The sequence below is a fragment of the Flavobacterium sp. MMLR14_040 genome, from assembly GCF_033657265.1.
In the GTDB taxonomy this organism is placed as follows: domain Bacteria; phylum Bacteroidota; class Bacteroidia; order Flavobacteriales; family Flavobacteriaceae; genus Flavobacterium.
Genome location: NZ_JAWVWO010000024.1, coordinates 32,361 through 47,984, shown reverse-complemented (window position 1 = coordinate 47,984; position 15,624 = coordinate 32,361). Strand labels below are relative to the sequence as shown.

Annotated in this window: 8 protein-coding genes; all 8 read right to left on the bottom strand. The window is 33.3% G+C overall.

Annotated features, from left to right (window positions below; all coding sequences use genetic code 11):
- Window positions 1–25: 25 nt before the first annotated feature.
- Window positions 26–2,326, bottom strand: a complete 2,301-nt coding sequence (gene bglX / locus SD960_RS21210; RefSeq protein ID WP_318805864.1) for a beta-glucosidase BglX — start codon at window positions 2,324–2,326, stop codon at window positions 26–28.
- Window positions 2,327–2,336: 10 nt separating this feature from the next.
- On the bottom strand, window positions 2,337–3,062 hold the full coding sequence (locus tag SD960_RS21205; protein WP_318805863.1) for a prolyl oligopeptidase family serine peptidase: 726 nt from the start codon (window positions 3,060–3,062) through the stop codon (window positions 2,337–2,339).
- Window positions 3,062–4,432, bottom strand: a complete 1,371-nt coding sequence (locus tag SD960_RS21200) for a glucoamylase family protein (protein ID WP_318805862.1) — start codon at window positions 4,430–4,432, stop codon at window positions 3,062–3,064. Before SD960_RS21200 ends, SD960_RS21205 begins: the two co-directional genes overlap by 1 nt.
- A 72-nt stretch (window positions 4,433–4,504) precedes the next feature.
- Window positions 4,505–5,968, bottom strand: a complete 1,464-nt coding sequence (locus SD960_RS21195) for a RagB/SusD family nutrient uptake outer membrane protein (protein WP_318805861.1) — start codon at window positions 5,966–5,968, stop codon at window positions 4,505–4,507.
- A 4-nt stretch (window positions 5,969–5,972) separates the two neighbouring features.
- Window positions 5,973–8,999 carry a SusC/RagA family TonB-linked outer membrane protein gene (locus SD960_RS21190; RefSeq protein WP_318805860.1) on the bottom strand — a complete coding sequence of 1,009 codons (3,027 nt, stop codon included), beginning with the start codon at window positions 8,997–8,999 and terminating at the stop codon, window positions 5,973–5,975.
- Window positions 9,000–9,243: 244 nt separating this feature from the next.
- On the bottom strand, window positions 9,244–11,988 hold the full coding sequence (locus SD960_RS21185) for a LuxR C-terminal-related transcriptional regulator (protein ID WP_318805859.1): 2,745 nt from the start codon (window positions 11,986–11,988) through the stop codon (window positions 9,244–9,246).
- 103 nt (window positions 11,989–12,091) lie between these two features.
- On the bottom strand, window positions 12,092–13,276 hold the full coding sequence (locus SD960_RS21180; RefSeq protein WP_318805858.1) for an acetate kinase: 1,185 nt from the start codon (window positions 13,274–13,276) through the stop codon (window positions 12,092–12,094).
- A gap of 239 nt (window positions 13,277–13,515) precedes the next feature.
- Window positions 13,516–15,609 (bottom strand): phosphate acetyltransferase, encoded by a 2,094-nt coding sequence (pta, locus tag SD960_RS21175; RefSeq protein ID WP_318805857.1) that lies wholly within the window; start codon window positions 15,607–15,609, stop codon window positions 13,516–13,518.
- Window positions 15,610–15,624 lie beyond the last annotated feature (15 nt).

Here is a 15,624-nt window from a genome sequence, read left to right as displayed (position 1 = left end):
GGGCAATTTCTAATTAACAAACCAATTATTTAGTTAACTCAAAACTAACTTTCTTATCGGCATTTGAATTTCCACCAACGAAAACATCAAACTGTCCAGGTTCTGCTACGAATTGTAAATCAGAATTATAAAATTTTAAATCTTCAACAGTAATTTCAAAAGTTACTGTTTGTTTTTCCCCTTTTTTAAGGGTTATTTTTTGAAAGTTTTTCAATTCTCTAACTGGTCTTGTTACCGAACCAACTAAATCTCTGATATATAACTGAACGGTTTCTTTACCGTCATAATTTCCTGTATTTGCAACATCAACGGTAACTTTTAATTTTCCGCTGAAATTCATTTTATCAGATGAAATTTTCGGATTTGAATATTCGAAAGAAGTATAACTTAAACCAAATCCAAATGGAAATAATGGCTCGTTTCTTTCATCGATATAATTTGATCTGAATTTTTCAAATTTTCCTTCTGTATTAGAAAGTGGTCTTCCCGTATTTTTGTGTGCGTAATAAATTGGCACTTGTCCTACGCTTCTAGGGAAAGTTGTTGTCAATTTTCCGGAAGGATTTACATCTCCAAATAAAACATCGGCAATAGCGTAACCTGCTTCTGTACCGGCGAACCATGCATTTAAAATTGCCGGAACTGTTTTTTCCTCGTCTGTTATAACTAACGGACGACCATCAAACAATACCAAAACAACTGGTTTTCCTGTTTTTAATAACGCGTTTAATAAATCTTTTTGCGCTTGTGGAATTTCTAAATTAGTACGGCTGCTTGATTCTCCGCTCATTTCAGCAGATTCTCCCAGTGCCGCCACAATTACATCTGACTGATTGGCAACTTTTAAAGCTTCAGCTAATAATTCTTCTTTCGAACGTGCATCACGATGTAAGGTTTTACCAAACATTGTAGCATTTGTTTCAAAAGTTTCATCATAATCTAAATTGCTTCCTTTTGCATATAACACTTTCGTTGATGCTCCTGCAACCTCTTTAATTCCAGCTAATAATGAAACTGCATTTTCCATTTTTGTAGCTACACTCCAGGTTCCCGGCATGTTTTCTTTTGCATCTGCCAATGGTCCGATAAGTGCAATAGTTCCAGATTTTTTAAGAGGTAAAACCTGATTTTGATTTTTTAATAAAACCAATGACTGAGCAGAAATTGATCTTGCTTCTTTTCTGCTGCTTGCAGTAAAAATCTCTGTTTTAGCTCTTTTTTCATCGCAATATTTATAAGGATCTTCAAATAATCCTAAGTCATATTTTGCTTCTAAAATAAGTCTTACCGCATTGTCAATTTGTGAAATAGTAACTCTGTTTTCATCTAATGATTTTTTCAAAGTGGTTAAGAAACCTTCTCCAACCATATCCATTTCAACACCGGCATTTAAAGATAAAGCTGATACATCTTGTAGATTTCCCATACCGTGTTCGATCATTTCAGGAATTCCTGTAAAATCTGTTACAACGAAACCTTTAAAACCCCATTGTTTTCTCAAAACATCGGTCATTAACCATTTGTTTCCCGTTGCAGGAATTCCGTCAACTTCATTAAAAGAAGCCATAACCGATCCAACACCAGCATCAACAGCTGCTTTGTATGGAGGGAAATAATCGTTAAACATTCTGATATGACTCATATCAACTGTATTGTAATCACGTCCTGCTTCTGGAGCTCCGTATAAAGCGAAGTGTTTTACACAAGCCAAAATCGAATTGTTTTTCGAAAGATCGCGTTGTTGGTAACCGTTTACCATCGCTTTTGCGATTTGGCTTCCTAAATAAGGATCTTCACCTGAACCTTCAGAAACTCTTCCCCAGCGAGGATCACGTGATATGTCAACCATTGGTGAAAACGTCCAGTTAATTCCGTCTGCACTTGCTTCCTGAGCAGCAATCTGGGCACTTCTTTCGATCAAATTCATATCCCATGTACAAGATAATCCTAACGGAATTGGGAATGTAGTTTCGTAACCGTGAATAACATCCATACCAAAAAGTAACGGAATTTTCAAGCGGCTTTTTTCGACAGCAATTTTTTGAACTTCTTTAATTTTTTGTACCGATTTGATATTGAATAAACCTCCAACTTTTCCCTCGGCAATATTTTTTGCAACATTAGAACTATTAGCTTGTCCTGTAGTAATATCACCAGATGTAGGTAAATTTAACTGCCCTAGTTTTTCGTCTAAAGTCATTTTTGAAATTAACTCGGCTACAAACTCAGATTTCGGTTTCATTTTTACTGCATTTTTAGTGTTCTTTTTTTGGGCGTAACCCAAAACAGCACATCCTAAAAATAGTAAGACTAATTTCTTTTTCATTCTATTGTTTTTATTTATTTGTATTTGTTTTCATCTGTTTAAACATCCAGTGATAAATTTCCGGATTGTCATAAACTCTTGTCCAGCTATCGTGACCGGCATCATCAAAAATGGTCAGCTGAACATCTTTTGCATTGCATTTTTTTAATTCTTTGTAAATCGCAATTGCATAATCTACTTTTACCACATCATCCACTAATCCGTGATAAATTCTGGTTGGAATATTGGCTATTTTACAAGCACTTTCTAATTCAATTAAATCAACAAAACCAGAAATAGGAACTATTGCTGCAAACATATCCGGATACGAAAGTGCCAAATTCCACGCTGCCCAGCCTCCGGAACTTAAACCTGTAACATAAATTCTGTCAGGATCTATTTTGTTTTCTTTCTGAATTTTTAAAATCAATTCATAAATAGATTCAATACTCCATTTTTCACCTTCCTTACATTGCGGAGCCAAAACATAGGCATCTAATTGATGTGTTTTTAAATATTTTAAAGGCCCATGAATTTTTACTTTTTCAATGTCAGTTCCTTTTTCTCCATCACCTGAAATAAAAACTATTAAAGGTTTTTTCTCCTTTGTATTGGCGGGTTTATGTAAAACGTAACCTAATTCATAATTGGCCACCACAACCGTTTTTAGTTTTCCGTTCGTGTCAGTTTGTGCAAAACTTGCCACAGAAAAAAGAAACATCACTAATGCTAAACTATTTTTAATTTTAAATACCATTAAAAACCGTATTTACCTGATTTAAATCCAAGTTTTACTAAACCTTGTTTTACTTCGGGAGCATTCATAAATAATTTCCATAATAATCCAGTTCTGTAATTTTCGATCATCACAACTTCTGGTCCCTGATCGATTGCTAAATATCGTTTTGCAACCCAGTTATTATTCTGTAAACTCAAAGCATCATAAAAACCGGCATTTCCCCAGGTTTCTTTTTTATGATTATCGTATAAATTACGAATTACAGCCATTGATTCTTTTGGCGTATAAACAATCGAGCTTATAGCAGCAGTTGGCGACATCACGCCCTGATCATTGCTCGGCATATGTGCATTATACCCAATTGAACCATCAGGATTTCTTGAATACGAAGCGCTTAATCCCCAATAATCAGCACTATATCCTTTCTTAGGATTCTCTACACAATATTCATAATTGATTTTGGTTTGATTGACATTCAAATCCCAGTAATTAGCATATTTATCGCTCAATTGAGTTGGATCAAGTCCGACATAAGAATAATGCGCCCAGAATAACGGACCTCCAAATTCTTCTGCTCCGTTATGTTTTAAAATTAACGGAAGATTGTATTTTGTTTTTGATGAAACAATTCCTCCGCTTCTTGCCCAGCCTTCGTGGTATACTTTTGCATCAATTGCATGTGTTGGAGAAGAAGCTGCCATTACGTAAGTAATTAAACATTCATTGTATCCTTCTAATGCAAAATTCATTTGCCATGCATATGTTGGTGACCAGTGCCAGTATAGAACATTTTTGTTGTTTGTGTACCAGTTCCACTCCACTCCTTTCCAAAGTGCGTCATATTTTTGAGCTACTGCTTTTTCTTTTTCAGAACCGTCTTTTAGATATTCGCGAACCGTAATCATTCCCGCAACCAAAAATGAAGTTTCAACTAAGTCTCCACCATTATCCTTGGTTCCAAAAGGCTTTACTTTTCCTGTATTTCCGTCTATCCAATGTGACCATGCTCCATGAAAACGATCGGCTTTGCCTAAAAAATCTGCAATTTTGTTTAATCTTTCAACACCTTGATCTTTGGTAATATAACCTTCAGACATTCCAGAAACAAGCGCCATCAATCCAAAACCAGAACCTCCTGTTGTTACAATATTCGAATCATTTTCAGGATAAACTCCATCCGGATGATAACGTTCTCTGGCTAACCCAGAGTTTGGTTCAGCATAATCCCAGAAATATTTAAAGGTTTGTTTTTGAACAGCATCTAAAAGTTGTTCATCTGTTAATTTTACAGTTGCAGTATTTTCTCCTTCATTTTCTTTTGATTTTTCGGAATTTGATCCGCAACCAAAAAAGCTAAAAACTAATAATAAAACTGAAATTCTAATCATTATGAAAAAATTATGGGAATTTGTAAATAATCACTTCCTTCCAGAAACCAGAAGGAAGTGATATTTAGAATATTAATTGTAACCAGGATTTTGAGAAGACATTCCTTCTGATATTAGAATGAAAGATGCCGGAATTGGGAATACCTCATTTTTACCGACTGTAAATACTTTTCCATCTGCAGCAAAAGCATCTTTTGCCTGACCAGTTCTAACTAAATCAAAGAATCTGTCAAATTCAAAAGCTAACTCAACTCTTCTTTCTTTATATATTGCAGTTCTAACTGCTGCCTGAGAAGTTGCCGGAGTATCACCTAAACCAGCCCTGTGTCTGATTATATTTAACAATGGAATTGCTTCTGAAGTTTGCCCTAATTCATTTAAAGCTTCCGCTTTCATTAATAACACTTCAGCGTATCTTAAATATTTAATATTAGCATCTGTTTCCCATGCACTTGTATATGCAGAAGAATATGCTTTATAATTATATCTCGGATTAGGATCGTCCTCACTAATTACAGGAATTACTCTTCCGTCGTATAAAGTAGTACCTCTAAAAATAATTGTTGCATCTTTTCTAACATCTCCAGCTTCATAAGCATTTACTAAACTTTGAGAAGGCTGATTGAATCCCCATCCCCATGCATCACGAACACCTTGAGTATTAGAATATCCCTGAATTCCACGGGCTGGTACTGCACCATTACCGTTTATTTCAAAAATAGATTCTCCATCATTTTCTCCTTCTAATCTGAACATTTTAGCATAATCAGGAGAAATAATATATCCGGTAACCTGATTACAGTTGTCAACAACATTTTGCCATTTTTTCTGATATAAACTTACTTTTGCTAATAAAGCATAAGCTGCACCTTTTGAAGCTCTTGCTTTTTCAGCATCAGCATATTGAGATTTATTTGGTAAAACTGCTGCAGCCTCCGTTAAATCTTTTTCAATAAAAGCATAAACTTCAGCAGTTGTTTTACGAGTTAACTGCATTGCTTTATCTTCTGCTGATAATGGAATACTCGAAACGTGATCTACAATTGGAACTCCTCCATAACATTTTACTAGAGTAAAATACATAAAAGCTCTTAAAAATTTTGCCTCAGCCATTAATCTTTCTCTTAATGCAGGATCAGCTTTGTCTAATTTAGGTAGAATTGCTAATGCCTGATTACATCTGTTGATTCCGTCATAGTTTGCATTAAAAGTACTTTCAGCAGATGGATTTGACGCATTATAAGTTAAGGCGTCCAAAACATCTTTATCAGTACCTGTATCACTTGGAGTTGAACCTTTATCAGCATCATCAGATGTAATACTGGCTAATCCAATCCATCCGAATGAACTCATATCCCAATCTAAAAACTTACTGTAAATTGAGGTAACAAAGGTTTTTGCACCGTTGTCATTGTTAAACAACTCGATATCATTTGTCGAAATAGTCTCAGTTTGTTTAACATCTAAGTAATCATCTGCACATCCTGTAAAAGTAAATGCTGATAACACGAAGAGTGATATATATATCTTTTTCATAATATTAAAATTTTAAATTAGCGCCAATTACAAATGATCTTAATGTTGGGTAAGCATCCAATTCAACACCTTGTGTTCCGTAAGGATTACCATCTCCATTTAACTCAGGTGAAAAACCAGAAAATTTTTGTGTAATAAACGGGTTAATAGCATTAAAATAAATTCGACAAGAACTAATAAATTGATCTTCTTTAAGAGGAAGTTTGTAACCTACAGTGATATTGTTGATTCTAAAAAAATCTGCAGATTCCATGTAGTAAGTTGAAGCAACAGGAACAATATTAAATGGTGCTGGATTTGGCGATGTTGCATTTGTTGCCGTCCAATAATCATTTGTCATAGAAGCTTCGATATTTTCGCCTCCAAAACGCTGTGCCTTTTTACCATTATATACTTTTGCTCCTCCAGTTCCATATCCATCAACTGAGAAATCAATGTTTTTGTAGACTAATCCTAAAGAGACCCCGTAGTTTGCTTTTGGCAAAATTGAACCTACATATTTTTTATCAGTTGTTGCAGATAAAGCATCCTGAGTTACTTTAGCGCCAGCAGCGTTGTAATAAAGCATGTTTCCATTTGCCGGATCTACACCTGCATATTCATAAAGATAAAAACTACCTAATGGCTGACCAATTGAGTTGTTATATAACAATTTAGTATCCTGACCATTTCCTAAATTACCTCCAATAACCTGAGATAATGAAACATCTTTTAAGCTTGTAAGTTCATTTTTGTTGTGTGAGAAGTTACCTCCAACCCAGTAGCTTAAATCATCATTAATTTTATCATCCCAACGTAAAGCAATTTCATAACCTTTGTTTGAAACTTCACCAACGTGAGAAGGAGAAGCTGTGGTAATTCCAGAAGTTGGATAAGGTTTTACATATAAAATTACGTTATCTGTATTTTTGTCATAAACGTCAAATGATCCTTTTAATCTGTTGCCTAAAAATTCGAAGTCTACACCAGCAGAAGCCTCTTCAGTAATTTCCCATGTTAAAGACGGGTCAATTTGAGAAGTTATACTTGATCCTTCATATAAAATAGAACCTCCTAAATAACTATTTAATCCAGAATTATAACTTTGACTGTTTAATGGTACATTTTGGTTACCCAATTTACCCCAGCTACCTCTTAATTTGATTAAGTCCACTCCTTTAATATCTGACAGGAAACTTTCTTTAGTCATAATCCATCCAAGACCAACAGATGGGAAAGTTCCCCAACGGTAATCTTTTGCAAAGTTTGAAGACCCATCACGTCTAATAGTTCCGGTTACTAAGTATCTGTCCATTAATTTGTATTGGAAACGTCCAAAATAAGATGCTAATTTACTCTCATTAAATACGATATCTTGTAAATTTGTAACAGTACCAGAATAATCTACACCTTTTGCATCTGTTGCATTATATAAAGACCAATAGTTAGAATCAGGACTCACATTTTTTCTGGTGATTACTAACTTTTCTCTTGGACCTTTAACAGAAGTTTCAATACCTGCTGTTAATTCAACATCGTGAACTTGAGCAAATACTTTATTATAAGTCAAGTAGTTAGACAAGTTCCAGTTAAAATACTGCTCTCTTCCTCTAGTTAATAAATTGATAGGATCAGTACTTGAATAATCAGCATCTTTACGAGTTGGATTAGCTGCTAACCAAACATTTTTAGTATCCTCAAAATTATAATTTTTCCAGGTATAGTATTCACCATTAAACTGTGAAGTAAATTTTAAACCTTCTAAGATTTCATAATCCAATTTCAAACCACCCTGAAGTGTAATACTTCTCTGTTCTTCATTGTAAAAATCTAATTGTGATACAGGATTTCCAACATTGTTAAATGAAGTTCCTGTTGGGCTTGCCACTCCGCTTGCATCTGCAAAAGGCGCACCATACTGACCATTAGCAAAACGCACCGGAACAATTGATGATTGTTTGTATGCATTTGTAAATGCACTTAACGGTTTTGGTGTAGAATTGGCTGATGTAAAGCTAAAGTTCTGATTTATAGTGATTTTTTTAGAAAGCTTAAATTCATTGTTATTTCTAAAATTTGTACGGCTGTAATCTAATCCGTTAAGAATCGCTTTTTCCTGATAGTTACCTGCACTAAAAAAATATTTAACAGTTTCTGAACCTCCTGAAATAGAAATATTATTTTGAGTGTAAGTACCAGTTCTAGTAATTTCATCAAACCAATTTGTATTAACAGGCTGATTTGTAGAGAATCTGTTCGTCCCTAAAGAAGCATTAGAATAGCTTGCATATTGATTAGCATCCGCCATTTTTACTTTCTTAAGCGGTGTTCTAATACCACCAAAACTTTCAATTTCTACAGAAACTTTATCTCCTCCTTTACCTTTTTTAGTAGTAATAATGATAACCCCATTTGCAGCTCTGGTACCATAAATAGCAAGAGACGAAGCATCTTTTAGAATTTCATAAGAAGTAATATCATTTGTATTGATATTATTGATGTTTTCCGTTGGCATACCATCAACAATATACAGAGGATTTCTTCCTCCTAATGCAGTACCCAAACCTCTAATAACTACAGAAGGTGTACTTCCAGGAGCATCTGAAGAAGTTACCTGAACCCCAGCTGCTTTACCCTGGATAGCCTGAGAAGCATTTAAAACCTTTGTTCTTGTAACATCTTCTGCTTTTAATGAAGTAATTGCCGAAGTATTATCAATTTTCTTTCTTGTACCGTATCCAATTACTACAACTTCTTTCAAGGCAGTATCACCTGATTCTTTTAATGTAATTGACATTGGTTCTGCTGTTGCGGGTACAGATACAGCGTCGAAACCCAGCATTGAGATTTTTATAATCTCACCCACTTTAGCATTTATTGTAAAATTTCCGTCGAAATCAGCATCAGCAGAAGTTCGTGAATTGGGAGCGCTAATAACTGCTCCGGGAATTCCCATTCCGCTACTGTCTACTACTTTTCCTTTAATTGCTTGTCCAGACATATAAGCCGGAAGAAGCAAGAATGCTAAAAAGCTAAAAATAAAATTTTTCATACAGTTCGTAATCGTTTAAGTTAGTAGAGCCAAATTAAACAATTACAACGTTGTAGTACATCAAATACCACTACTACATAGCTACATCATTGTGTTAAAACATTTATGTATACTATTAATTTTCAGTATTTTAAATGTTAAATTATTTTCCTTAAGATTACCTTATGATGTAGTAATGATGTATTGTAATTCTATAAAAAATGATGTAGAAAAATATAAAATATGTAAAAAATAAATGCGAATCTTACAGACTTAATAAAAACTTTGACAGATTTTCTTCCTGAGCCAGATTTAATTTCTTTCTTAGGCGATATCTGTGTAATTCTACACCTCTGAAAGAGATATTCATCATCGGTGCAATTTCTTTGGATGAAAGATTCATTTTAAGATAAACACACAATTTTATGTCTTTTGGAGTTAGATTTGGAAACTTCTTTGAAAGATTTATAATGAACTCGTTGTGGATTTGGTTCAGATTGGTTTCAAAAATTTCCCATTCGTGTTTATTGACTTCATTTATCTTAATCGCTTTTTTAATTTCACTTTTAAGTTTGTTAAAATCTTTTTCAGAATCCAAAATGCTTTGAATATTTTCAATCATCTCACTTTGTTTGGCTATAGACAATGATTTTCCAGCAACTTCGGATGATTTTGTTTGTAGTTCCAATTCTAAAATGTGTTTTTCATACTCCTGAATATTTAATTCGTTTTCAGCCTTCAACTCCATTTCAAGAATTTCTCTTTGATGTTTTAATTCCTCCGCCTGCAATTTTAATTTTTGCATATAACGCAGTTTATTCCATTTGTAATAGAAAAATAAAACCGCTCCAATTATTAAAAGATATAGTAAGATCATCCAAAAAGAAAAGTACCAGGGCTGAGCTACCTTAAATTCCAAACCTGAAACTTTGTCATAATTAGCGCCATCATGTTTATAGATTACTATTGAATGATAGCCGCTGCTCAAATTATTCAGCAAAATCAATCCATCTGAAATTGAATTAAAATCTTTGCTATTATTTAATTTATAAAACAAATTTGGTTTACTGGCTCCATAGATTCCAGATATAACATTAATTTTCAGCTCGGTGTTATATTTAATTTTAGAATCATCCGGAATTAAATTTCCATCATTAAAAGCTTCAACTTTTATCTGTGTATTTTGCTTATTTTCATATTTCAACTGAAGAGAAATAAAACCATCATCAAGATTTAATAAATAATGATTCTTGTTTTTAAAAATCCTGAGGTTATCATTGATTAATTTTCCTTTATAATATTTCTCCTGAATAATATTCCATACAAATTTATTTCCCTTAACATATATATGGTATAAAATTCCCTCCTGAAGTACCATAAAATGATCTTCATCTATACCAATCACATCAGAAACGTTCTTGAAATTTTCATTAAACAATTCGTTTTCTTCAAGCTTGTTGGTAATCGAATTATACGTATACCATGAATTGTTGATTAAGAAAAGTATTTCATTTCTAAATTCAAAAATCTTAACTCCAAAGTCATTCTTGATTTTACTTTGCTGGGTTACATTCTCAATTTTCTTAGTTTTATAGTTATCGTCGTATAAAACACGATACAAACCACGATAATTATCTGCGGCCCAAATTTCATTCTTTTTATTTTGGGCAACGTATTTAATTGGTTTAGTAAGATCGTTGATTATTTTATATTTAGTAAGGTCTAAGGGATTATCATAAACCAAAACGCCACTGTAAGTCGATTGAAAATAAGTATCATTAATACTGCTTTTCGATAAATTCCAACCACCGCTTACATTATTTATTTTGGTTAAAAAACCATTCTCATAAGAAAATGTTCCGTCATTGTGACCAATAATATACTGATCATTTATTTTGGTAATATTCCAGGCTTGTCCCTGAGTATTAGGAATCATTTTAAAATTATCTGCACCAAATTCAAAAACACCATGATTTGAAGCAATTAAATAACCTTTATTTGTAGTTGCAACAGAATAAATTGATCCTAACATTCCTGAATTGTCATAAAAAAAGGAAATTGGAGAATTTACTTCAACATGCGCGATTCCGTTATCTAATCCCAGCCACAGATCATTTTCTTTATCAAAGCCGATACTTAAAATAGAATTATTCATCAAAACATTGCTCCTGTCAATATTTTTATAAGTGTTTGTATTAAAATCATAAATAAAAACACCCCTATTTCCGGTTCCAATAACGAGTTTGTTTGTTTTTATAAATTTAGCAACATTAATTGTGGCTGCTTTTAATGTTTCATTCAATGGATTATTCCAAGCCCTTAATCCGTTATTTTCAATAATAAAAATTCCTTTTTTCTGAGTAAAAATATAAAATTTGTCATTATATTTTTCAATTGCATGTACAACTGTATTTTTTAAAACATTCCAGCCTTTTGGATTGGAAATTTTTGAGCCATCCATCCTAAAAAGACCTTTTTCAACAGAAGCAACGTAAACATTCTTATTAATTACAAAACAATAAGAAATTAGAAATGGAAATTTAATTTTTTGAATATGCTTTCCGTTATAAATAAAAACATCATTAAATGACTGGAAGTAAATAGAACCATTAAATCTGAAAATTTTCCAGATTTCTTCGTTATCTTTTTCATCAAACAAACGCAGATTTTTGGTAATCGAAACATATCGCATTTTACCGTCTTTCCTGTACCAATAACCAAATTCTTTGTATGAACCGGAATAAATCTTATCGCCTTCGATCATAATCGAACGAATAATGGTTTTATTTGGCAATGTATATTTTTCCCACATTACACCATCATATCGCAATAAGTAGTGATTATTAGCAAAATACATCGCATTATCTTTTCCCTGAGCAACATTCCAAATTTGATTATCACCCTGGTAATCTGATTTATTATAATTTTCAACGAAAGGAAGTAATTCTTGTGCTTGAATTTGAGAAGCGATGAAAAAGAAGAAAAATAATTTTAGAAGTATCGATTTCAAAATATTCGGATTTATATTCAAAGATAATGACAAATATTTAATTTCTATAATGTAAAAAGCTCCTCGACTGAGAAGCTTTTTACTTATAAATGTGTTTTAAATTTTAGTTATGAAGCAATTTATAAACCTGATTGGCAATTTCATATTCTTCATCGGTTGGTATAACCAAAACTTTTGTTTTTGAATTTGGCTTACTAATTTCTCTGATCGATTTCGAACGGACCTGATTTTTTTCTTCATCTAATTCAATTCCAAAATAGTCCATATCAGTACAAACCAATTTTCGCATATAAGATGAATTTTCACCAATTCCGGCAGTAAAAATAATAGCATCCAGACCATTTAAAGCTGCGGTATATGAACCGATATATTTTCTAATTCTGTAAGCATTCATTAATAAAGCCAATTGACAGTCTTTATTTCCTTTTTCAGCTTCCCCTTCAATATCACGTAAATCGCTGTAACCTGTAAGTCCGAGCATTCCGCTTTGTTTTAATAAAATTGCATTTACTTCATCTGCAGTATAATTTAAATTTTTAGTCAGATAAAAAATAACCGATTGATCGATATCTCCGGCGCGGGTTCCCATAATCAAACCATTTGCAGGAGAAAATCCCATGGTATGATCGATGCTTTTTCCGTCTTTAATCGCTGTCATACTACAGCCGTTTCCTAAGTGAATTGTGATTATTTTCGAATTATTTTCTAAATAACCTATCGCTTTTTCGGATACATATTTGTGACTTGTTCCGTGAAAACCATAAACACGAACTTTATTTTCTGTTAAAAGATAATTTGGAATCGCATATTTGTAAGCTTCAACCGGAATTGTCTGATGGAAAGCGGTATCAAAAACGGCGACTTGTTTTGCATCCGAAAAAATTTCTTCAGCAACAGTAATTCCAACCAAATGTGCCGGATTATGCAAAGGCGCTAATTCTGAAAGTTCTTTTATTTTTTCTTTAACTTCTTCTGTTATAATTGTTGTATCAGAGAAATAACTTCCCCCATGTACCACACGATGTCCAACTGCGCCAATTTCTGAAGTCGATTTTATAACTCCTTTTTCAGGATCTAAAAGCATATCGGCAACTTTTTGCAAACCTACTTTATGGTTCGCAATTGGAAGCAATTCTTCTAATGAATCTGAAGCTGTTTTGAACGTAACATTTGAAGTTTCCAGACCAATTCTATCAATCATACCGCTACAAATTACTTCGTTTGTTGGCATAATCATTAATTGGTATTTTATTGATGAACTTCCTGAGTTTATAATTAATATTTTCATTTTTTATGTTTTTGCCACGAAGGCACTAAGTCACTAAGTTTTTTTTACTAAAAGGCTTAAGCCTATATTTTTTTAAGAACGTGAATTTGAACGCGGATGACACAGATTGCTAAAGCAAAACGCGGATAGAAACGGATTTTTTTAGTTTTTGCCACGAGGAGTTAAGCCCACTCTGTTATATTTATGTTTTAGACACAAAGTTCAAAATTTTTAATTTTTAATTCCAGATTTTTAATTAATTAAAGTCCTTGCGCCTGAATTGCTGTAATTACAACGGTATTTATAATATCGTCTACAGTACAGCCACGGCTTAAATCGTTTACGGGCTTGTTTAAACCTTGTAACATTGGTCCGATGGCTAATGCTCCCGTTTCTCTTTGCACGGCTTTATAGGTGTTATTTCCTGTATTTAAATCAGGGAAAATAAGTACGCTCGCCTGCCCTGCCACTTCAGAATCCGGCATTTTGCTTTTTCCTACGGCGCGATCGACTGCGGCATCATATTGAATTGGTCCTTCAATTTTTAAATCCGGACGTTTTTGTTTTACAATCTCAGTTGCGGCTCTTACTTTCTCTACCTCATCCCCTTTTCCTGATGAACCGGAAGAATAAGAAAGCATGGCAATTTTAGGCTCAATTCCGAAAGCTGAGCTCGATTCTGCCGAAGAAATTGCAATTTCTGCCAATTGTTCTGCGGTTGGATTTGGATTAATAGCACAATCTCCAAAAACAGAAACCCGATCTTCCAGACACATAAAAAATACGGATGAAACTACAGATGAATTTGGTTTTGTTTTAATGAATTGTAATGCCGGCAAAATAGTATGTTGTGTGGTATGCGCGGCTCCGGAAACCATTCCGTCAGCATGACCTTTATAGACCATCATGGTTCCGAAATACGAAACATCTTCCATTAAATCTCTTGCCATTGTAATACTTACATTTTTGGCTTTTCGAAGCTCATAATAAGTATTGGCGTAATCTTCATAATTTTTTGATTCGCTCGGATTTATAATATTTACTTTCGAAAAATCAAATGTGATTCCGAGTTCTGTAACCTTACTTTCAATTTGTTTTTTATCTCCAATAATCGAAATATCAACTACATCCATATCTAATAATCTAGAAGCAGCCATGATAATTCGGTCATCATTTCCTTCTGGCAAAACAATATGCTTACGATGCTGTTTGGCTCTTTTCACCATATTGTACTGAAACATTTTTGGTGTCATTCCTTCCGGTACAAAAGTGATTAATCTTTCAGATAACGCTTCATTATCAACATATTTTTCGAATGTTGTAATGGAGGTTTCGATTTTGTGGGTGTTGTTGGCATAAATTTCAGATTTTATCGCACCAATTCGGTTTGTAATATGATACGTTCCGCCATCAACAGCAATAATCGGGACAATAGCAGAAAGTCCTTCAATAAGCTTTAAAATACTTTCCTCGGGAACAATATTTCCTGTTAGAATAATTCCTGAAATAGTTGGATAATTTGCTGATTCATTGGCTTGTAAAGCACCTAAAATAATATCAGAACGATCTCCCGGAGTAATTACAAGTGCATTATTATGCAAATGCACTAAATAATTGTGCAATTGCATGGCTCCTACACTGAAGTGTCCGATTTCATTGTTCAGATAATTTTCTCCAAATAAAACTTTGGCATCCAGCTCATTGACAATTTCCTGCATTGTCGGATTATTCAAACTTGAAATAAGCGGAATTGTATTGATCAAAACATTCGCTGGTAAACTTTTCTGTAGACTTTTTGTAACCAGCTCTATATTTTCCGGTTGAACTTTATTGGCAAAAACCGATAGAACCTCAACTTCTTTTATTTTGAAAGAATCATAAACCAAGTATAAACTATCAACAAGTTCTTCTAATGTTTTACCAACTCCTGAACCGATAATTATGGTAGGAATTCCGAGATTTTTTGCAATTAAAACATTCAAATCCAGTTCGATTGAAGTTCCTTCTCCCGTAAAGCTAGTTCCTTCCACAAGAACAAAATCAAAACGTTCTTCCAGCTTTTTATATTTCTCGATAATAAGATCCAGAACCTCACCTATTTTTCCTTTATTTTTCTTCTTTATAAGTTTGCTTTTTGTAATGGCATATGCCTCTTCAAACTTAATATCAAGGTTAAAATATGAGAGAACAGTTTCGATATGATTGTCTTGTTCTCCATCGACGAAATCTTCAATTATAGGCCTAAAATAACCCACTTTAGCCGTTTTACCAATCAAAATACTCATTAAACCGAGTGTAATAATCGATTTTCCGCTATTTTGATCGCTCGTCGCTATATATATTGCTTTACTCATAGTTATTTATATTGA